Consider the following 19,708-nt stretch of genomic DNA (forward strand, 5'->3'; position numbering starts at 1 on the left):
GTTCTATATTTTGGTGCACACTACTTGATTGTTAAACTCCAGGCTTACGATATCGTATTCCTTTAATGTCCGGTCTTTGGCAGCCTTCGCATAAAAGGCCTTGAAATTGTTAAACTTCTTCTGAAGGTCTTCTATCCCCCCCAGGTTTACCACGAAATTCTCTACGCGGAATTTTAGCTGGTAATTTCCTTCTTCCAGGATATGGATACCTATGACGTTCTTCCTAAGAAAGTCGTCCGTGTTAATATATTTCAGGATTACATAGGCATCCTCTAATGCTTTGCCTGTGATCTTCCCTGTTATAATTGGTACGCGGGCTGAATGGTTGCTCGATAAAGGCATACGTTTCCCCTCCTCATCTAGGTAATATTTGGGGTATCCCTCTATGCGACCTATGGGTTGCCTTTGTTCGATCTTGGTTGTGAGTTCGCCGTTTACAGTAAGAAATACCTGGGCGTCTTTCACCATTTCGTTGGTTTCAATAACCTCCTCAATAGTATTCAAAGCTATATTTTCTTTAGGGACGTTTGAGAGCCTGCCGTATTTTTGTATTAACAATTTATTAACCGTTTCCTCGGTTACGTATAAATTATCACTGCCGACAAAGGATATCCGGATTCCCTGCACATTACGGTCAGCACTCCTTTTCGAAGAAAAAGCGTAAAGCCCTATGACGCAGATCATTAATCCGGCAAGTTTGAGATAATTCAGTTTAGCCTTCATGTTCCAGTTCTTTTTGTATTTGTGCAACTTCCAGTCCAATATCCCCGGCCCCCATAGTGATCAAAACTTCGGGGCGCCTTCTTTTTATTTCTTCAATTAATCCTTCCTTTTTTACTAATTCTTTTTCATCCAAATCCAGCTGCTCTAATAACCAGGAAGAGGTGATGCCCTGTATAGGTAATTCACGTGCCGGATAAATATCCAGCAGCAGCAGGCAGTCAAATTGAGAGAGGCTGCGTGCAAAACCCTCCGCAAAGTCCCTTGTCCGTGAAAATAAGTGCGGCTGGAAGACTACCACAGTTCGCTTACCCGGATGCATTTCTGTCACCGCCTGGTAAACTGCATCGATCTCCCCGGGATGATGCGCATAATCATCGATAAAAATCAGGTCCTCCCGCCGGATCCTGTAAGAAAATCTTCTAGACACACCTTTGAAAGAAGACAGTGCTTTACCTAGCTTTTCCCCTGAGGTATTCGCCTGCGAAGCCATAGCAAAGGCTACAAGGGCATTGAGCAGGTTGTGTCTCCCGGGTAAAGCAAAAGAGAGTCCGGTAAAAACAGACTCCGGACCGTGTATGTCAAAGTGATATTTTCCACCGGATACCTTCAGGTTCTGTATGCTGTAATCAGCATCTTCTTCTATCCCGTAAGTGATCCCATCAATCGCCAGCCCTTTCCTCACAAATAGCTTACCTCCCGGTTTCAGCCTCCCGGCAAAATCATGGAAAGATTGCACTAATTGTTCGCCATCTCCATATATATCCAGGTGATCCGCTTCCATAGAAGTGATACAAGCAATGTCTGGAGTTAATCGCAAGAAGGAACGATCGTACTCATCGGCTTCTACAACGGAATATTCAGTTCCTTCCAGTATGAAATTGCTATGAAAATCTTCAGAAATCCCACCTAGGAAAGCCATTAACGGAACGCCGGACTCTTTCAGTAAATGAGCAAGGATAGTAGATGTGGTTGTCTTTCCATGAGTTCCGGCTACAGCAAAACAAAATGATTCTTTAGTGACTGCACCAAGAACCTCGGAACGTTTCTTTACCTTAAAATTCCTGGCGTTGAAATACGCCAGTTCCTTGTGGTCTTTAGGTACGGCAGGAGTGTACACCACCAATGTTGTGGCAGCATCCCTGAACCTTCCCTTTATCTCGGATACATCATCTGTATAATGGATGATCATCCCCATTTCCTCTAACTCCCTCGTCAGTGGTGAAGATGTCTTATCATAACCGCCTACCTCTTTCCCGATGAAATGGAAATACCGGGCCAGGGCAGACATTCCTATGCCCCCAATCCCGATAAAATAAACGTTATGTATTTCCTTTATATTCATGATGCGGTTGGTAGTAACTTTTCTATTTCATCTACAATCCTGCGCGTTGCATCCGGCAATGCCATCGTCCTGATATTCTCTCCCAGCCTTCTACGCCCTTCCGGAGTGTTCATCAGCTTCCTGAAAACTGTTTCAAAGCTGGCATCCAACTCATCCTCCTTCAGCATAATTGCTGCATTTTTATCCACCATGGCCCGGGCATTCTTGGTCTGGTGATCTTCAGCCACATGGGGAGAAGGAATTAAGATCACCGGTTTACCTACCAAGGCTAATTCTGATACTGCACCGGCACCTGCCCGTGAAATGATCGTATCTGCCATGGCATAAGCCAGGTCCATCCGGTTCAGGAAATCATAGACCCGAATGGTCTCCGTTTCCATTCCTTTGTAACTTTCATAGTACCCCTTTCCACATTGCCAAACCAGCTGTATTCCCATTTCCTCAATTAACGAAAGCTTATCAGCGATTAACTCATTGATCCTTCGTGATCCAAGGCTTCCACCTAATACCACCAAGGTGTTTTTTTGAACATCCAGCTTAAAATATGCAGCAGCCTCTTCCTTGGAGTCCAGTGCCTGGATCAGGGATTCACGCACCGGGTTACCCGTCTTTACCACTTTCTCTGCGGGGAAGAATTTCTCCATCCCATCATAGGCAACGCAGATCTTTGCCGCCCTTTTCGCCAATAGCTTATTGGTGATACCGGCATAAGAATTCTGTTCCTGTAACACACAGGGTATCCCCTTCTTGGAAGCCACCTGCAACACAGGTCCACTGGCAAATCCCCCTGTGCCTATAGCCACATGCGGTTTAAACTCGGATACTATCTTACTTGCCTTTAACAAACTCTGCATCAACTTAAAGGGAAACATTAAATTTTTCAGGCTGAGTTTCCTTTGCAGCCCTGTGATCCACAATCCTTTTATCTCGTACCCCGCCTGTGGTACTTTTTCCATTTCCATCCTCCCTTTTGCCCCGACAAAAAGAAAACTGGCATCAGGGTATCGCTTCTTCAGCTCATTGGCAATTGCGATAGCCGGGTAAATATGCCCTCCTGTTCCCCCTCCGGATAATATGAATCTATAATTGTCCACTCAATATCTCTAAAGGGTTGGTCTCATCGTTTTCTACGGGCTCTTCCGACTTTTTCTCCCGCTTGATACTGGCACTCAGAATTATGCCAATGGCCAGGCAGGTCATCCAGATAGAGGTACCTCCACTACTGATCAGGGGAAGGGTCTGACCGGTTACAGGGAACAGCTCTACCGCTACAGCCATGTTAATTAAAGCCTGGAACACTATAGGAATTCCTACACCCACTACTAATAATTTTCCAAAAATACTTTCATGTGCATTGGCCACTACGACGATCCTGAACAATAAAAGCATATAGAAGAACAGCAATGCCAATCCTCCCAACAGTCCGTATTCTTCGATGATGATCGCATAGATGAAATCCGAGGAACTCTGGGGCAGGAAATTTTTCATCACACTTTTCCCGGCTCCATTACCCATAATTCCCCCGGTGGCAATAGCGATCTTAGCTTTTTCTATCTGGTAATCGGATTCGGTATCCGCAGGATCCCAGAAACTCTCTATCCTGCTGACCCAGGTATCAATACGGTTGGGAATAAGGTCCGGTACTGCTTTGGCCAGGAGGATGAACATGAACAGCATGGCAATTCCTGCACCCACCATACCCAATAGGTATTTTATAGGGTAACCTCCCAGGAAACACAACACCATTACCATGAAAAATATAATGGCTGCCGTAGAGAAGTTGGCAGGCAGTATCAGCATAATCACAAGGAAAACCGGAACCCAAAGCGGTAAAAGACTTTCCTTAAATGTGACTGTCTTATCCTTCATCTTGGTGAGGTATCGCGCTACATAGATCATTAACACCACTGCTGCAAGGTTAGAGGTCTGGAAAGATATACCGACGAATGGAAGTCGGATCCAACGACTAGCATTGGCACCGTCAATGGTGGTTCCCTGGGCAAGAGTATATACTAATAGCACTAAGACTACGGGCATCGCAATGATGGACAACCCTTTAAAGAAATGTGTCGGTATTTTATGAACAGCGAAAATGATCCCAAAACCCAGGAATAAAAGCATGGCATGCTTTAGTAGGTACCCGATCGTAGTCCCTGTCCCGACAACATATACCAGGTTACTACTGGCACTGTAAACAGGCAGGAACGAAAAAAGGGCGAGCAAGGCCACCACGGCCCAAATCACCTTATCCCCTTTTATGTTCTGGAACAATCCACTCATGGTTTTACAAATTCTTTACAGCTTCCTTAAATTGGTTCCCCCTGTCCTCGTAATTATTGAACAGGTCAAAACTCGCACAAGCAGGTGACAGCAAAACGGTGTCCCCGCGTTCAGATATCTTATAGGCCACCTTTACAGCTTCCTGCATAGCAACCGTCTCTACCACTAAGTCTACAGCATTGCCGAAGGTCTCAACAATCTTAGAATTGTCTACGCCCAGGCAAATAATTGCCTTTACCTTTTCACGTACCAGGGGCATAAGGGATTTGTAGTCGTTGCCCTTATCAATTCCCCCAACAATCCAGATCGTAGGCCCGCTCATACTATCCAGGGCGTAATATGTTGCATTGACATTGGTCGCCTTGGAGTCATTGATGTACTGTACATGGTGAATTTTCAGCACCTTCTCCAGGCGATGCGGGGCTCCCTGGAAATTCTGAATACTCTGGCGAATGGTCTCCTTCCGGATACTGACCAGTTTAGCCACCGTAGCTGCCGCCATGGTATTCTTTAAGTTATGCTTGCCTTCCAGGGCCAATGCTTCGTTTTTCATATCAATAGTGTTTTCATTTGTCTTAATCCGTATGTTCTCTTTCTCCAGCCAGGCACCCTGTTGCAACTTCTTTTCAATGGAAAAGGGCAGCATTTGCGGCCGTACCGGGTGATCTTTTAACCAGGATACCGTTACTTCGTCATCGGCATCATAGATGAAAAAATCCTCTTCTCGTTGATTTTCAGCGATCCGGAATTTAGAGGCGATATAATTCTCAAACTTATATTCGTACCGGTCCAGGTGGTCTTCAGAGATATTGGTGATTATCGCTATGTGCGGCTTAAAATCCCTTATCCCGTCTAACTGGAAGCTGCTGATCTCCAGTACATAATATTCATACTGTTCTTCTGCGACCATCTTTGCAAAACTATCCCCGATATTCCCGGCCATCCCAACATTTAATCCTGCCTCTTTCAGGATATGGTAGGTCAGCATGGTCGTAGTGGTTTTCCCATTACTCCCGGTGATTCCAATGATAGTGGCGTCGGTATACTTGGCTGCGAACTCGATTTCAGATATTACCGGGGTCCCTTGTTCGAGTAATGCTTTTACCAGGGCTACCTTATCAGGAATACCCGGGCTTTTCATTACCAGGTCTGCCTGTAAGATTCTCGCTTCAGTATGTCCTTCTTCTTCCCAATCAACTCCAAGATGTATAAGAACGTCTTTATATTTTTTTGCTATCCGGCCTTTGTCCGATACAAAGACCTCGTACCCTTTCTGTTTGCCCAATATGGCGGTACCAATTCCACTCTCGCCCCCACCAAGTACGACCAGCTTTTTCATTATCGGACTTTTAGGGTCACGATGGTTACGATTGCCAGGAGGATCCCGATAATCCAGAACCTGGTCACGATCTTACTCTCGTGGTAACCCTTCTTCTGGTAGTGGTGATGCAGGGGTGACATAAGGAAAATTCTTCTCCCTTCACCGTATTTCTGCTTGGTATACTTGAAATAACTCACCTGTATCATCACCGAGAGCGACTCGGCAAAAAAGATCCCGCATAAAAGTGGGATCAGTAATTCTTTCCTTACGATCAGCGCAATTACCGCTATAACCCCACCAATGGTAAGACTACCGGTATCCCCCATAAACACCTGTGCTGGGAAGGCATTGTACCATAAGAAACCAACTAAGGCTCCTACGAAGGCCGCAATAAATACCACCAGTTCACCTGCCCTGGGGATAAAGAAGATATCCAGGTAGTCCGAGAATATGATGTTACCGGAAACCCAGGCAAAAATGCCAAGGGTAAGTACAATGATAGCAGAGGTCCCTGCTGCCAGCCCATCGATGCCGTCTGTCAGGTTGGCGCCATTAGAAACAGCGGTCACGATAAAAATGACAATGGGAATAAACAGCAACCAGGCGTAATCCTTGGCTCCTTCACCCATCCAGCCCAGCATGGCACTATAGTCCAGTTCGTTATCTTTAAAGAAAGGCACATTGGTTTTGATCGATTTGATCTCCTTTCCCTCTACCTGCTCTACGGTGAACCGCTCCGTGATCATGCTGCTGTTATTTTCCTTCATAGTCACCTCCGGGTGAAAGTAGAGCGTCGCCCCTACCATGAGACCCAGCATTACCTGCCCCATCACTTTAAATCGTCCTTTGAGTCCCTGCTTGTTCTTCTTAAAGATCTTGATGTAATCGTCGATAAAACCGATAGCCCCCATCCAAAGGGTGGTCACGATCAGCAGCAGGATGTATACATTGTCCAGTTTGGTAAAAAGTAATACGGGAACAAGGGTAGACATGATGATGATAAGTCCCCCCATGGTAGGGGTTCCTGCCTTCTGCTCCTGCCCTTCAAGTCCCAGGTCCCTGACAGTCTCACCGATCTGTTTTCGCTGCAGGAATAAAATGATCCGTTTGCCATAGACCGTAGCCAGGACCAGGGATAACAAAACAGACATAGCCGCCCGGAAAGAGAGGAACTGGAATAAGGTTGCTCCCGGGAACTGGTATTGTTTTTCTAAGTATTCGAACAGATAATACAGCATCTTGTCAGTTATCTAGTATGTCCGGACTCCTTGGAGTACCGGGCTGGTTTTATTTTTGTAATTCGGTCAGCATATCCCTGACTTTCTTAAAATCATCGAAATCTACCCGCTTACCCTTGGTTTCCTGGTAGGTTTCGTGGCCTTTCCCGGCAATCAGGATAATGTCCTGTTCACTGGCCATTTTACAAGCCGTTTTAATGGCTTGTTCCCGGCTCTCAATAGCAAGGACCTTCCTTGTATTCTGTGGCTCTACGCCCGCTTCCATGTCTTCTATGATCTTAGATGGATCTTCTGACCGGGGATTGTCAGAGGTAAAGATGACCTGCGTACTTAATTCAGTAGCGATATGACCCATAACCGGACGCTTCGACTTGTCACGATCACCACCGCACCCCACTACGGTAATGACGTTTTCATTTCCAGTCCTCAATGCATTGATAGTTATCAATACATTTTTAAGTGCATCCGGTGTATGGGCATAATCAACTATCGCTGTAATTTTCTTGTCGGATATAAAATACTGGAACCTTCCGTCTACAGTTTCCAGTTCACTGATCAATCTCAAGATCTCAAGGGTTTCCAGCCCCAGCAACTCTGCCGCTGCATAGATGGCCAATACATTATAGGCATTAAAATGACCGATTAACCTGGTCCAGAATTCGTTCTCCCCTATCTTCAATAATTGGCCACTGAATTGATTTTCCAGGATCTGCGCCCTGAAATCAGCATAGGTCTTTAAAGCGTAGGTGAATTTCCTCGCCTTCGTATTCTGCAACATGACATATCCGTTCTTATCATCTATGTTTGATAAGGCAAAGGCCGTTTTAGGTAAATTGTCAAAAAGTAATTTCTTGGTATCCCGGTAGGCCGCGAATGTCTCGTGGTAATCCAGGTGATCATGAGACAAATTGGTGAAGATGGCACCCTCAAAATAGAGCCCTTCTGTTCTCTTCTGTGCGATCCCGTGGGAACTAACCTCCATAAAACAGAATTCCACCCCTTCTTCACTCATCAGCGCCAGGTGCTTATTGATCACCATTGCATCAGGTGTAGTATGCCGGGTGGCGTATTCTTTGTCACCTACCATTATTTTTATGGTAGAAATCAGGCCGACTTTATAACCGGCCTTTCTGAAGAGTTGGTAGAGAAGACTGCTGACGGTGGTTTTACCATTGGTTCCCGTTACCCCAACTAATTTCAGGTTGCGGGAAGGGTTGCCATAGTAATTTGCCGCCATTACCGCCAGGGCAGATTGGGCATTGTCTACCTGTATATATGTCACCTCGTTGACCAGTTCCTCGGGGATTTCCTCGCAAACCACAGTATTTGCGCCCGACTTGACAGCCGAATCAATGTACTGATGTCCGTCGGTCTGTGTACCACGGGTAGCCACGAACACATCATCCATACCTACGTCCCTACTGTCAAAACAAATGGTGTTCACCATTTTAGCCGTAGAACCGGTCACTGCCGCGAGGCGTACACCATATAGTATGTCCTTTAATGACTTCATGAAAGTTCTAACACAATTTTTTTAACATTTTTCAGATCGGTCCCCTTATTGACCGATTGTCTTCTCACCTTTCCATTTCCTCTTACTTCTACTTCAAGTCCGAGGTTCTCCAAAATAGAAATAGCATCCATCCCGCTCATCCCCTTTACATCAGGAACATGACTGTACTGCTTCTGTACCTGGGCATAATATTGCTCGTATTCCTTCTCCAGTTCTTCACTATTGGGCTGCAGTGATTCTACTTCATCCACCATAGGATTATTGGCATAAATCTTCTGGGCAACGGATTTAAACACAGGCCCCGAAACATCGGCCCCGTAGTACCCCACGCTTTTATCGGGTTCATGAATGACCACTATACAGGAGTATTTCGGGTTTTCAACAGGGAAAAATCCGGCGAATGTGGAGATATATTTTAGCTTGTCCGGGTCCTTAGAAACATAATTTTTCTGAGCCGTCCCTGTTTTTCCGGCCATGGAGAACTGCGGGGAATACAAGCCATGACCCGTACCGTGTTTTTCGGATACTACGTTACTCAGCAGCTGCTTAACCTTGGCAGCCGTTTCCGGGGAACAGATCGCAGGGTTCAGTACCTCTTTTTCAAACACCTCTATAGGTTGGTCCCACTCCCGTACTTCTTTGATCAATCTTGGCCTAAGCAGCTCCCCGCCATTGGCAATAGCATTGTAGAAGGCCAGGGTCTGCAATGGAGTAAGTGAGACCTCGTAACCATGAGACATCCAGGCCAGGGAGATCCCTGACCACCCCTTATCGCCAGGCATACGAATCACCGGTTCACCCTCACCCTTTATGGGGAGTCCCAGCTTCTCGTGCAAGCCCATACTGCGCAAGCGCTTAACATAAGCTTCAGGATTATCTTTGTAGCCGTAGTGTACCATTTTGGCAAAGGCCGTATTGGAAGACACTTCAAATGCCTTCCCCATGCTGATCTTGCCATAGCCCCCATGCTTGGAATCTCTTACTGTACGATCAAAGATCCTCCACCGACCCTTCTCGGTATCAATCACGGTGCTTGTATCAACCACCCCATCTTCCAGGGCCGCTACAAGCGACATTAATTTAAAAGTTGACCCGGGTTCGTGAGATTCGCCAATAGCGTAATTCAATCGCTCGTAATAGTTACCGTCAGTGGTACGCCCAAGGTTAGAAATTGCTTTGATCTCGCCTGTTTCGGTCTCCATCACAATGACAGAACCGTGTTCTGCCTTATATTTTTCTAATTGGAACAGCAAGGCATGATGAGCGATATCCTGTATGTTAATATCGATAGTAGACACTACATCATAACCGTCTTTAGGCTCCACCAGGTTATCAAATCCGATGGGTTTCCACTGTCCTTTAGCGATCTTCTGCTTCATTCTTTTCCCCTCAACTCCCCTGAGGTATTGTCCAAAAGCACCTTCAAGTCCCACCCTGGTAGCATAACCATTCTCATCAAACCTTTCATATCCCACGCTCCGCTCGGCGATCTTCCCTAATGGGTGTTCGCGAACGGTCTTCTGCTCTACGATCACACCCCCTTTATAAGGCCCCATGTTAAATAGCGGGAATTCCCGAAGCTCCATATACTCCGAATAATCCAGGTTCCGGGCTATGAGCGCATAACGATTCTTGTTGATCTTAGCCTTTCGGAGTTGCTGCTCGTAATGCGCAGAAGGCTTACCCAGGAGACCGGACAGTGCTTTTGAAAGTGGTTTTACCTGTTCCTCAAAATCTGCATCCTTGACAGTGACCGCATCAAAACGAATGGTATAACGGGATACAGAGGTAGCCAGCAAACTACCATCATCGGAATAAAGATTACCACGGTTAGGCGCAATAGTGAACATCTTCTCCGTCCTCTGCATGGCAAGATCGCGGTATTTATCACCGTCTACCATCTGTATGGTAACCAGTTTAAATACCACGGCGAAGGCAAACAGGAAAAGACTTCCCGCCACCAGGTATAAACGATTTAATATGTTCTTCTCCGTAACGGCCATCTAGCTTTTTTTAGCTTTTACCTTGATCTTTTTAGGTGGATTCTCCGAAGGCAGTAATCCATCATCTTTAACGGTTTCGCGTATAGTCGATTCCAATTTCAGTTTCTGTACATCAGAGCGCATGTCTACGAATTGGCTCCTCAACTCTTTAACCTCCTCGTTCAGGGCGGCTACTTTATGCACCTTTCGGTCTGCACTGTGAGCACTGGCGATCATCACCGTGGCCAGGAAAGAAGTGAAAATGATAAAGGTCCAGTTCTTGGGCGCGTCACTGCTGATCAGGAATTTCCCTCTTAGAATATCTACGATCCCCTTTTTCATGCTTGGCTATTCTTTACTGTTAAATGTTATGCAGCGGGCTTCCTTATATATTAAGGTATACCCGTTGCCCAGGCTGACTATATTTTTTCAGCGATCCGGAGTTTAGCACTCCTTGCGCGACTATTCTTCTTAATCTCTTCGGCGGTGGGCACAATTAATCCTCCCACCTTTTTCATAGGAACGCTGATGTTCCCGTAAAAATCCTTTTCTGCCTCTCCTTCAAATTTCCCGGTTCGGATAAATCGTTTCACCAGCCTGTCTTCCAGGGAATGGTAACTGATCACCGACAACCTTCCACGATCTACCAGTAGCTCCGGGCATTGAAGCAAAAACTCGCGGATCACTGCAATTTCCTGGTTTACCTCTATCCGGATGGCCTGGTAAACCTGCGCCAGTATTTTATGTTCCTTATGCGCCGGCAAGAATCGTTTTAAAACTTCCTTCAAAGCTGCCGTGGTCTTAATCGGCCCATTTTCCCTTGCTGTAACAATCGCCTTTGCCATCGCCCCGGCATTACGCAATTCACCGTATTGGAAAAGCACATCCCTGAGATCACTTTCATCGTATTCATTGATCACTTCATAAGCAGACAAGGAGCTACGCTTGCTCATTCTCATATCCAGGTCTGCATCAAAACGGGTAGAAAATCCGCGTTCCGGGATATCGAACTGGTGAGACGAGACTCCAAAATCTGCCAGGATCCCATTCACCTGCCGCACTCCGTAAAATTTCAGGAACTGCCTTATGTGCCTGAAATTCTCATTGATCAGGGTAAAACGCTCATCATCTATCTTATTCTGCAGCGCATCTTCATCCTGGTCAAAGGCATAAAGCCGACCCTCAGGCCCCAACCTTTTTAATATTTCACGGGAATGCCCACCGCCTCCAAACGTGACATCCACATAGACGCCAGCAGGAACGATATCCAGGCCGTCTACAGACGCCTCTAGCAAAACCGGATTATGATAATTCATCTCCATCGTCACCCATTACTTCTTCGGCCAGGTCCGCAAAATCCTCTGCAGTCTCCTCAATGACCTTTTCATAACTATCTTTGTCCCAAATCTCGATGATATTGATCGCCGAACTCAGAACAACCTCTTTTTCTATCCCCGCAATAGACACCAGGTTCTTCGGGATCAATAATCTCCCGGTGGCATCAATTTCTACCGGTTTAACCCCGGCAGAAAACCTGCGGATGAAATCATTGTTCTTTTTCTTGAACCGGTTCTTCTTGTTCATTTTCTGCATGAGCTTCTGCCACTCTTCCATCGGGTAGAGCTCCAGACATGGATGAAAAACGGATCTTTTGATGACAAACCCCTGGTTGATCAGTGGGGCCAATTGATTTTTAAGGGTGACAGGAATCATGACACGCCCCTTAGCATCGGCTTTACACTCATATGTCCCTATAAATCCTATCACTGAAATGGTTGGTTTACTCTTTATTAACTCAAAAATATAAAAATTATTACCACAATTTACCACTTATTACCACTTTGTTGATAAATTTATCCCTCGCGCGAAGCTCCCTTCGTGAAAATCCACCTGAGAAAGTAGGTGGAGAACTCTGAAAATTTTTGTTATTTTAAGGCGAGCGCAATCCAAAAGATTGCTGATGAGAATAATCCGTGGGAATTCGCATTACGTGGAATTACCTATATTTGCCAACTGACGCCAAGCTGACCTGCATGAAAGACAATTTTATTACCGATGGAAAATACAGGTATATAGAAGTAGGGGAAGGTACCCCTATAATTATATTACACGGGCTCATGGGAGGATTGAGCAATTTTCACGGCGTCACAGACTTCTTTCCCGATAAAGGCTATAAGATCCTGATTCCCGAACTCCCCATTTACGAGATGCCGGTATTGAAGACAAACGTTAAGAACTTCGCCAAATTCCTTGAAGGATTCCTGGAGTATAAGAAGTTGAAGGATGTCATCCTACTGGGTAATTCCCTGGGCGGTCACATAGGTTTACTGCATACCAAGCTATACCCCGAGATGGTCCGCGCATTGGTCATTACCGGAAGTTCCGGCCTATATGAAAGCGCAATGGGAGACGGTTACCCAAGGCGGGGCGATTACGATTTCATCAAAAAGAAGGCAGAGATGGTCTTCTACGATCCGGAAGTAGCCACCAAAGAGATCGTAGACGAGGTTTTTGCGACGGTGAACGATAGGAATAAGATCATCAGGACCCTGGCTATTGCCAAAAGCGCCATTCGACACAACATGGCTAAGGACCTGCCCAAAATGAAAACCCCTACCTGTATTATCTGGGGAGAGAACGACTCTGTAACACCTCCCAATGTCGCGACAGAATTTCACGAACTATTACCCGATTCGGACCTGTTCTGGATAGAAAAATGCGGGCATGCCCCCATGATGGAACACCCTGAAAAATTCAACGAACTGCTATACAGCTGGTTGAAGAAACGGAATATCTAAACTCCACATATGAAGATTAAGTCGGCCGACTTTGTAATGAGCAATTCCAACGTGCTCAAATGTCCTAATGAACCCCTGCCGGAATATGCCTTTATCGGGCGTTCCAACGTGGGGAAGTCGTCCCTTATCAATATGCTTACCGAGCGAAAATCACTGGCAAAAACATCAGGAAGACCCGGGAAAACACAATTGATCAATCACTTTAAGATCAACAACAACTGGTTCCTTGTCGATTTACCCGGCTATGGTTACGCAAGGGTTTCCAAGAAATCAAAAAGTACCTTTCAGAAATATATCACGGATTATTTCAGGAAACGAAAACAACTGGTTAATGCCTTTGTACTGGTCGATATACGCCACGAACCACAACCGATAGACACAGAATTTATGACATGGCTTGGCCTTGAAGGCATTCCTTTCTCCATCATTTTTACCAAGGCCGATAAACTAAAGCCCAATGAAAAGGAAACCAAAGTAGCCGCCTACCTCGATCACCTACTAAAAGAAGCCTGGGCTGAAGCTCCGGTCTATTTCGTCACTTCCTCGTCCAGCTACGAGGGCCGGGATGAACTGCTACAGTACATAGACGACATTAACAAAGCGTTTTACGAGCAGACTTCTAAATGATACCCTGTTTTCTTATCTGCCCATAAGCAGATTTGATTATTCGCCATTCCAAACCACGCACGATTTCTGTAATTTTAGAGTACTGAACAGGGTTCTATAGCACCAAAGACAGCTTAGCGCCCTTGCAGAGATTCTAAAAACAATTTAAATGAATACCGTTCTACACAAAGCAGACAGCCGCGGGCACGCTGACCACGGCTGGCTTAATAGTCATCATACTTTTAGTTTTGCCAACTATTATAACTCGGATCGGATGAATTTCGGGGTTCTCAGGGTACTCAATGACGATGAGGTTGCCCCCGGGATGGGATTCGGCACCCACCCGCACAAAAATATGGAGATCATATCTATCCCACTGGAAGGAGACCTGGAACACCAAGACAGTATGGGAAATACAAAAGTGATCCGCTCCGGGGATATACAAGTGATGAGCGCCGGAACCGGCGTACGCCACAGCGAATACAACCGGAATAAGGATAAGGCAGTTAAGTTCTTGCAAATATGGGTGCTTCCTAAAGTTCAGGATGTGGAACCCAGGTATGACCAGATCTCACTCCCGGAAGACGAGTTAAAAAACAACTTCTACCAGGTCTTATCCCCTAATCCTGATGATGGCGGAGTGTGGATTCACCAGGACGCTTGGTTCTACCTGGGACATTTTGATAAGGGTAAACAAGCCCGGTACGAGATAAACAAACAGGGGAATGGCGTCTATATATTTGTACTGGAAGGCAGCTGCAAGCTTGGAAAGACCTCACTCTCCCGGCGCGACGGCCTGGGTATCCGGGACACGGAAAGCGTGGATATTAATTTTGAGGAAGATACCAAGCTACTCCTTATGGAAGTGCCCATGCAAGCCTAGGCTTACTTCTTCAATTCCAATTTCTCGGCAAAGTAATCACAGAAGTCCTTCATAGTCGCGGTCATTTTCTCGTCCTGGGTGGCTTTCATAAAAGTATCAGATAAGGAGACCAGGGTCTGGTGGAAGAACACCTTCATCTCGTCTACAGGCATATCCTTGGTCCAAAGATCTATTTTAAGGGACTCCTGGTTCTTGCTATCCCACACAGACAACAACATTGCTTTAGCCTCTTCATTAGTTATACCTCCATCTTCAGCAGACCAGGTTAGGGTTTCCGGAACCCTGTTCTCATCCAGCCCCACTTTTAATGTGATTTCAGAGGTGTGTAACTTTCCCATGTTTTATTTTTTTGGTTTGTATTTTGATTCTCTAAATATCTGTTCTCCGGGGAGCGCTAACATAGCCCTGAGATCCAGTTCCTGTTTTTCCATAAAGGCCCGCACGATCTGCCAGCCCACGTACCTTCCAAGGCGACCAGGGGATTCATTATCCAATTCCAGGCGGAACTTGGAGAAGGGTGCCGGATCCAGGAAACGCGGCCCTAGCTTTGGCTCCGTACTGTACAGAAGCTCCCGTTCTATAAAATACCTCCAGATCTGCTCCTCGTTTGCCCTGGCCCACGCCAATTCTTCCGTACTGTACCCGATCTTCACCTCATCGGACTCCAGGGGAAGCAATACATCCTTCAGATATAATTCTTTTCCGTAATAGATCATCCTGGACAGGAAAGACCTGTTCCGGGGCCGTGGTACCACGCGTTTGGCGAAGGCCCCCGCTACATCACTGACCAGGTATTTCTTATCGAGACCTTTGGCGATGTACTGATCAATACCGCTATAAAAACGATGCTCTGCCCCCAGGTAATTATCCAGCCCTATCAATAAAAGACTATCCGCCAGGATGACCCGGTTAGAATAATCTACGTCAGAAGTGACCGTTATTACCTCCGGCACCTCATATTCGGGGAAATAATAGTGTGCATGCTTAAAAAACAATTCGAGTTCGTCCTCCTGGGCAGAAAAGTCATGGAATTCCAGCTCCACCTCAGTAAGCAATTCGCGCTGCAGCGTATCTTTCATTTTAGCCACCCAGACCGAATCGGTGTATTGAGCGGGGAAGAGGTATGGGTAATCAGACTTTAGCTGTGGCAGTTGATCAGGACCGGCAGAAGCAAACTCCTGGTCAAAGCGATGTACTACCAATGTAAGAGGCAGCTCCTGCACTTCTTCTTTCACTTGTTTCTTTTCGCTCTTACAACTATGTATAATTATCATTAAAGCAAGAAGTGGAAATAAGGCTCTGTACATCTAAAGTATTCTATATTAAGTTTTAATATTCAGCCTCCAGGCTTTATTTTTACGAGGGTAAAGTTAATTGTTTTCACTGTAATACCTATCTGAATGCAAACCAAAAAAGTTGCTGAACACATTACGGGCTGGCTTAAATCTTATGCTGAGCAGGCCGGAATGCAAGGATTTGTCATAGGGGTTTCCGGCGGTATAGATTCTGCGGTCACCTCAACGCTTTGTGCGCGCACCGGCTTAGACCTCTTATGCGTAGAAATGCCCATCCACCAGGGAGAGAACCAGGTGACCCGGGCAGATGACCATATCAATTGGCTGCAGAGGCATTTTCCAAATGTTCGGCGACTAAAAGTAGAGCTCACCCCGGTCTTTGACAACCTGATCGATGCACTGCCAGATGTAGAGAATGAAGAAGAGCGTTTTATGTCATTGGCCAATACCCGGGCACGACTGAGAATGACCACCTTATATTATTTTGCCGCCCTGGAAAAATACCTGGTCGCCGGAACCGGTAACAAAGTGGAGGATTTTGGCATCGGGTTCTTTACCAAATATGGTGATGGAGGGGTAGACCTCAGTCCTATTGCTGACCTGCTTAAAACCGAAGTATACGCCCTTGGGGAAGAACTTGGAATTATAGAATCTATCATGACAGCGGCACCTACTGACGGACTCTGGGGAGACGACAGAACCGATGAAGACCAGATCGGGGCAAGCTACCCGGAACTGGAATGGGCCATGAGAATGAAGGGCGAAGGGAAAAATTCATCGGATTTTTCGGGCAGGGAAAAGGAAGTTTTTCTTATATTTAACAGGTTTCATTCGGCTAACAGGCATAAGATGGTTCCCATCCCTATTTGTAAGATTCCGGATGAGCTAAAATGACCGCTCACCTAAGAATCAAGTGTTTAAAACGAATAAACCACCTGAAATTGGAGGGGTTTGGGAAAAAAAATACAATTTTACTGAAGAAACTAGGGAATTTAACGCCAAATCGTGTATTTCTAAATATAAATAGACGAGAAGTTAAATTTTGCAAACACACCAAACATGATCAACGTATTAGTTGCTGACAATCATCCAATTGTACGTATGGGGATCAGGCAAATTTTAGGCGCTGCCTCCGACATCAGGGTTATCGATGACGCTGCCACAACCACCGAACTTTTTGAAAAATTAGATGAACTGTCCCCCGACGTCGTTATCCTTGAAATGGATATTCCTGAAATTAATGGTATTGCCACACTTCGTAAAATGAAACAGGATCACCCGGACGTGAAAGTCCTGATCTACAGTGGCCAGTCTGAAGATGTCTACGCTTTAAGCACCATCAGGGCAGGGGCCTATGGCTACCTCTCTAAAACAGCAGAACTGGAATATCTCACCAAAGCGGTAAGAAGGGTAAGTTCCGGGAGCATGTTCATCACGAACGAGCTGGCTCAGAGGCTTGCATTTGATGAAGGGACGCAGAAGCCAAGGAGGTTCTTCAGGAAACTATCTACCCGGGAAGTGGAAGTCCTTAAACTCCTTGCAAGCGGCAAGCGGAACAAGGAAGTCGCACAGGGACTGAACCTCAATGAAAAAACCGTGAGTACCTACAAGGCGCGCTTAATGAAGAAGCTGAATGTAGATAATATGGTAGACCTGCTGCAACAGGCAAAGGCATTAGAACTATACTAAACCAAACATACCAAAACAGGAAACCCGGTCAATGACCGGGTTTTTTATTTTCCGGGCAGGCCTTCAGGCGATCACCCGGTTCAATTTCTTGTTCAATAACTTCGTAAGTTGCAGATAATTGATGATCTCTTCCAGGATCTCGCGGTGATCCTGCTCTACAGCTTCCGTATTTTTCTGTAATGCCGCTATTCTTTTTTTGATCAGGTAACAGCGCAGGGTAAGAATGGTTTCACTCACCAATTGTGCCACTCCACTATCCTTTTCTTTGGGGTAGATATCTTTCCGTTCCCAATCGTGAAGGGTGTATTTCTCTTCTTCCATCAATATGGACGAAATCTCCGCACTGAGCTCCTGGTCTAATGAATTCAGGAAAACCTGCAGGGAAAAATCGTCGTTCTCGTTCATTTCGGCAATTATCCTGGTATAGATTTTTTTGAACTGCTCATGCGCGAGTTCTATTTCATCGTCCTGCAAGTCCAGGTAAATTTTCTCAAACACCCTGGCTTTGAATTGCTCCGGTTCTAGTACCAGTTCGCCTTCATCATTTTCTTTCAGTACAAGATCTTCAAACTCCTGCTGTTGCTTTCCGTATAACAGCAGTACTTCAATGATCTTTCGTTCCAGCTCGTATTGCACATCCACTTTGGCTGCCGGGGGATCATCCCTGACCACCTCGAAGGATTTCTGCTCTTCCTTGGTCTTTTTGGCAGCATCCATCCCCTGTTTTTTACCCATCTGGGCCAGGGTATTGAACAACACCGCCTCAGATATGTTCATCATAGCAGCGCATTCCTGTATATAGATCTCGCGCTGTATGCGGTCCGGGATCCTGGAAATACTCTGCACGATCTCCCTCACCGTGTCTGCCCTTTTAATGGGATCATTTGCTGCTTCTTTAGCCAGCAGCGAGGTCTTGAATTGTATAAAATCCTTAGCTTCAGATTTCAGGTACTGCTGCAGTTCATCTTCTGTATGCCTGCGTGCAAAACTATCCGGATCTTCCCCATCCGGGAAGGTGACCACCTTTACGTTCATCCCTTGCTCCAGGATCAGGTCTATTCCCCTCAGTGAAGCCCTCTGCCCTGCTGCATCCCCATCAAAAAGTACGGTTATATTCCTGGTAAGCCTGTTCACCAATCGTATCTGCTCCGGGGTCAGTGCAGTTCCGCTGGAGGAAACCACGTTCTCTATCCCGCTCTGGTACATCTGTATCACATCGGTATACCCTTCTACCAGGTAGCAATTATCTTCTTTGGCTATGGCCTGTTTAGCAAAATTGATCCCGTACAGCACTTTGCTCTTGTGATAGATATCGCTCTCGGGAGAATTCAGGTATTTAGCGGCTTTCTTATCATTCCCCAGGATCCGGCCCCCGAACCCGAGCACACGTCCGCTCATGGAATGAATGGGAAACATCACCCTGCCCTTAAACCGGTCATAGGTCTTCTTTTCACCCGATCCGCCATCCTTCACAATAGTAAGGCCTGTCTTTTCCAGGTACTCAAGTTTATAGCCATCACCCAATGCCTCCTTGGTAAAAGCCTCCCACTGGTCCGGGCTGTAGCCCAGTCCGAACTTCCTGATAGTATCCTCTGTAAACCCCCGTTCTTTAAAATAACTAAGCCCGATGGCCTTACCTGTTTCGGTCTTCCACAGCACTTTTTCAAAATACTGCTGGGCATAGGTGGTAACCAGGAACATACTTTCCCTCTCGTCTGCTTGTTCCTTTTGTTCGTCGGTCTGCTCGGTTTCCTCAATCTCTATCCCGTATTTATTAGCGAGGTAACGGATAGCCTCCGGGTAAGTAAAATGCTCGTGCTCCATCAGGAAAGCCACCACGTTTCCTCCCTTACCGCTACTAAAATCTTTCCAGATCTGTTTTACCGGGGAGACCATGAAACTCGGGGTACGCTCATCGGTAAAGGGGCTTAACCCCTTGTAATTGGATCCTGATTTCTTAAGGTTGACAAAATCACCAATCACCTCCTCGACCCGGGCGGTTTCATATACATTATCAATGGTGGTTTTAGAAATCAAA

Annotated in this window: 19 protein-coding genes; 5 read left to right on the top strand and 14 right to left on the bottom strand. The window is 46.0% G+C overall.

Features of this window, described 5'->3' with window-relative positions; all coding sequences use genetic code 11:
• Positions 1-3: 3 nt before the first annotated feature.
• From PP178_RS00230 to mraZ, 11 genes are all read right to left on the bottom strand, one after another.
• Complete coding sequence (locus PP178_RS00230) at positions 4-723, bottom strand: cell division protein FtsQ/DivIB (RefSeq protein ID WP_272592298.1); 720 nt, start codon at positions 721-723, stop codon at positions 4-6.
• Positions 713-2,065, bottom strand: coding sequence for a UDP-N-acetylmuramate--L-alanine ligase (gene murC / locus PP178_RS00235; RefSeq protein WP_272592299.1), 1,353 nt, complete (start codon positions 2,063-2,065; stop codon positions 713-715). Before murC ends, PP178_RS00230 begins: the two co-directional genes overlap by 11 nt.
• Complete coding sequence (gene murG / locus PP178_RS00240; protein ID WP_272592300.1) at positions 2,062-3,159, bottom strand: undecaprenyldiphospho-muramoylpentapeptide beta-N-acetylglucosaminyltransferase; 1,098 nt, start codon at positions 3,157-3,159, stop codon at positions 2,062-2,064. The genes murC and murG overlap by 4 nt, the downstream gene beginning before the upstream one ends.
• The gene (locus PP178_RS00245) at positions 3,146-4,345 is read right to left on the bottom strand and encodes an FtsW/RodA/SpoVE family cell cycle protein (RefSeq protein ID WP_272592301.1); all 1,200 of its coding nucleotides are present in this window, start codon (positions 4,343-4,345) and stop codon (positions 3,146-3,148) included. Before PP178_RS00245 ends, murG begins: the two co-directional genes overlap by 14 nt.
• Positions 4,346-4,349: 4 nt before the next feature.
• A complete protein-coding gene (murD, locus tag PP178_RS00250) occupies positions 4,350-5,684 on the bottom strand; it encodes a UDP-N-acetylmuramoyl-L-alanine--D-glutamate ligase (RefSeq protein ID WP_272592302.1) in 1,335 nt (444 codons plus the stop codon).
• Positions 5,684-6,904 (bottom strand): phospho-N-acetylmuramoyl-pentapeptide-transferase, encoded by a 1,221-nt coding sequence (gene mraY / locus PP178_RS00255; RefSeq protein ID WP_272592303.1) that lies wholly within the window; start codon positions 6,902-6,904, stop codon positions 5,684-5,686. Before mraY ends, murD begins: the two co-directional genes overlap by 1 nt.
• A gap of 49 nt (positions 6,905-6,953) precedes the next feature.
• The gene (locus PP178_RS00260; RefSeq protein ID WP_272592304.1) at positions 6,954-8,417 is read right to left on the bottom strand and encodes a UDP-N-acetylmuramoyl-L-alanyl-D-glutamate--2,6-diaminopimelate ligase; all 1,464 of its coding nucleotides are present in this window, start codon (positions 8,415-8,417) and stop codon (positions 6,954-6,956) included.
• Positions 8,414-10,420, bottom strand: a complete 2,007-nt coding sequence (locus PP178_RS00265) for a penicillin-binding protein (RefSeq protein WP_272592305.1) — start codon at positions 10,418-10,420, stop codon at positions 8,414-8,416. Before PP178_RS00265 ends, PP178_RS00260 begins: the two co-directional genes overlap by 4 nt.
• Positions 10,421-10,741, bottom strand: coding sequence for an FtsL-like putative cell division protein (locus tag PP178_RS00270; RefSeq protein WP_272592306.1), 321 nt, complete (start codon positions 10,739-10,741; stop codon positions 10,421-10,423).
• 77 nt (positions 10,742-10,818) lie between these two features.
• Entirely contained in the window at positions 10,819-11,715 is an 897-nt protein-coding gene (gene rsmH, locus PP178_RS00275) for a 16S rRNA (cytosine(1402)-N(4))-methyltransferase RsmH (RefSeq protein WP_272592307.1), read from the bottom strand.
• Positions 11,702-12,166 (bottom strand): division/cell wall cluster transcriptional repressor MraZ, encoded by a 465-nt coding sequence (gene mraZ / locus PP178_RS00280; protein WP_133643563.1) that lies wholly within the window; start codon positions 12,164-12,166, stop codon positions 11,702-11,704. Before mraZ ends, rsmH begins: the two co-directional genes overlap by 14 nt.
• A gap of 266 nt (positions 12,167-12,432) precedes the next feature.
• On the opposite strand from mraZ, the gene PP178_RS00285 reads away from it, so the two are divergent.
• The 3 genes from PP178_RS00285 to PP178_RS00295 all read left to right on the top strand — a co-directional run bounded on the left by PP178_RS00285 (position 12,433) and on the right by PP178_RS00295 (position 14,686).
• Positions 12,433-13,197, top strand: a complete 765-nt coding sequence (locus PP178_RS00285; protein ID WP_272592308.1) for an alpha/beta fold hydrolase — start codon at positions 12,433-12,435, stop codon at positions 13,195-13,197.
• 9 nt (positions 13,198-13,206) lie between these two features.
• A complete protein-coding gene (gene yihA, locus PP178_RS00290; protein WP_272592309.1) occupies positions 13,207-13,824 on the top strand; it encodes a ribosome biogenesis GTP-binding protein YihA/YsxC in 618 nt (205 codons plus the stop codon).
• A 148-nt stretch (positions 13,825-13,972) separates the two neighbouring features.
• Positions 13,973-14,686 (top strand): pirin family protein, encoded by a 714-nt coding sequence (locus PP178_RS00295; protein ID WP_272592310.1) that lies wholly within the window; start codon positions 13,973-13,975, stop codon positions 14,684-14,686.
• A gap of 2 nt (positions 14,687-14,688) precedes the next feature.
• Here PP178_RS00295 and gldC read toward each other — a convergent pair whose 3' ends face one another.
• On the bottom strand, positions 14,689-15,024 hold the full coding sequence (gldC, locus tag PP178_RS00300; protein WP_272592311.1) for a gliding motility protein GldC: 336 nt from the start codon (positions 15,022-15,024) through the stop codon (positions 14,689-14,691).
• Positions 15,025-15,027: 3 nt separating this feature from the next.
• Positions 15,028-15,993, bottom strand: coding sequence for a gliding motility lipoprotein GldB (gldB, locus tag PP178_RS00305; RefSeq protein WP_443089650.1), 966 nt, complete (start codon positions 15,991-15,993; stop codon positions 15,028-15,030).
• 93 nt (positions 15,994-16,086) lie between these two features.
• Between gldB and nadE the strand changes: the two genes are divergently transcribed.
• On the top strand, positions 16,087-16,875 hold the full coding sequence (gene nadE / locus PP178_RS00310) for an NAD(+) synthase (protein WP_272592313.1): 789 nt from the start codon (positions 16,087-16,089) through the stop codon (positions 16,873-16,875).
• Between the two features lie 165 nt (positions 16,876-17,040).
• Positions 17,041-17,670, top strand: a complete 630-nt coding sequence (locus PP178_RS00315; protein WP_272592314.1) for a response regulator — start codon at positions 17,041-17,043, stop codon at positions 17,668-17,670.
• Positions 17,671-17,733: 63 nt separating this feature from the next.
• Here the strand turns inward: PP178_RS00315 and dnaG are convergent, their stop codons facing one another.
• The gene (gene dnaG / locus PP178_RS00320) at positions 17,734-19,707 is read right to left on the bottom strand and encodes a DNA primase (protein ID WP_272592315.1); all 1,974 of its coding nucleotides are present in this window, start codon (positions 19,705-19,707) and stop codon (positions 17,734-17,736) included.
• Position 19,708: the final 1 nt, after the last annotated feature.

It is taken from the genome of Zeaxanthinibacter sp. PT1 (genome assembly GCF_028464225.1).
In the GTDB taxonomy this organism is placed as follows: Bacteria; Bacteroidota; Bacteroidia; order Flavobacteriales; family Flavobacteriaceae; genus Zeaxanthinibacter.

Bases quoted from the DNA above. Each gene is read 5' to 3' on its own strand.
- PP178_RS00230 (WP_272592298.1), bottom strand. From the start codon at position 723: ATGAAGGCTAAACTGAATTATCTCAAACTTGCCGGATTAATGATCTGC.
- murC (WP_272592299.1), bottom strand. From the start codon at position 2,065: ATGAATATAAAGGAAATACATAACGTTTATTTTATCGGGATTGGGGGC.
- PP178_RS00245 (WP_272592301.1), bottom strand. From the start codon at position 4,345: ATGAGTGGATTGTTCCAGAACATAAAAGGGGATAAGGTGATTTGGGCC.
- murD (WP_272592302.1), bottom strand. From the start codon at position 5,684: ATGAAAAAGCTGGTCGTACTTGGTGGGGGCGAGAGTGGAATTGGTACC.
- mraY (WP_272592303.1), bottom strand. From the start codon at position 6,904: ATGCTGTATTATCTGTTCGAATACTTAGAAAAACAATACCAGTTCCCG.
- PP178_RS00260 (WP_272592304.1), bottom strand. From the start codon at position 8,417: ATGAAGTCATTAAAGGACATACTATATGGTGTACGCCTCGCGGCAGTG.
- PP178_RS00265 (WP_272592305.1), bottom strand. From the start codon at position 10,420: ATGGCCGTTACGGAGAAGAACATATTAAATCGTTTATACCTGGTGGCG.
- PP178_RS00270 (WP_272592306.1), bottom strand. From the start codon at position 10,741: ATGAAAAAGGGGATCGTAGATATTCTAAGAGGGAAATTCCTGATCAGC.
- rsmH (WP_272592307.1), bottom strand. From the start codon at position 11,715: ATGAATTATCATAATCCGGTTTTGCTAGAGGCGTCTGTAGACGGCCTG.
- PP178_RS00285 (WP_272592308.1), top strand. From the start codon at position 12,433: ATGAAAGACAATTTTATTACCGATGGAAAATACAGGTATATAGAAGTA.
- yihA (WP_272592309.1), top strand. From the start codon at position 13,207: ATGAAGATTAAGTCGGCCGACTTTGTAATGAGCAATTCCAACGTGCTC.
- PP178_RS00295 (WP_272592310.1), top strand. From the start codon at position 13,973: ATGAATACCGTTCTACACAAAGCAGACAGCCGCGGGCACGCTGACCAC.
- gldC (WP_272592311.1), bottom strand. From the start codon at position 15,024: ATGGGAAAGTTACACACCTCTGAAATCACATTAAAAGTGGGGCTGGAT.
- gldB (WP_443089650.1), bottom strand. From the start codon at position 15,993: ATGTACAGAGCCTTATTTCCACTTCTTGCTTTAATGATAATTATACAT.
- nadE (WP_272592313.1), top strand. From the start codon at position 16,087: ATGCAAACCAAAAAAGTTGCTGAACACATTACGGGCTGGCTTAAATCT.
- PP178_RS00315 (WP_272592314.1), top strand. From the start codon at position 17,041: ATGATCAACGTATTAGTTGCTGACAATCATCCAATTGTACGTATGGGG.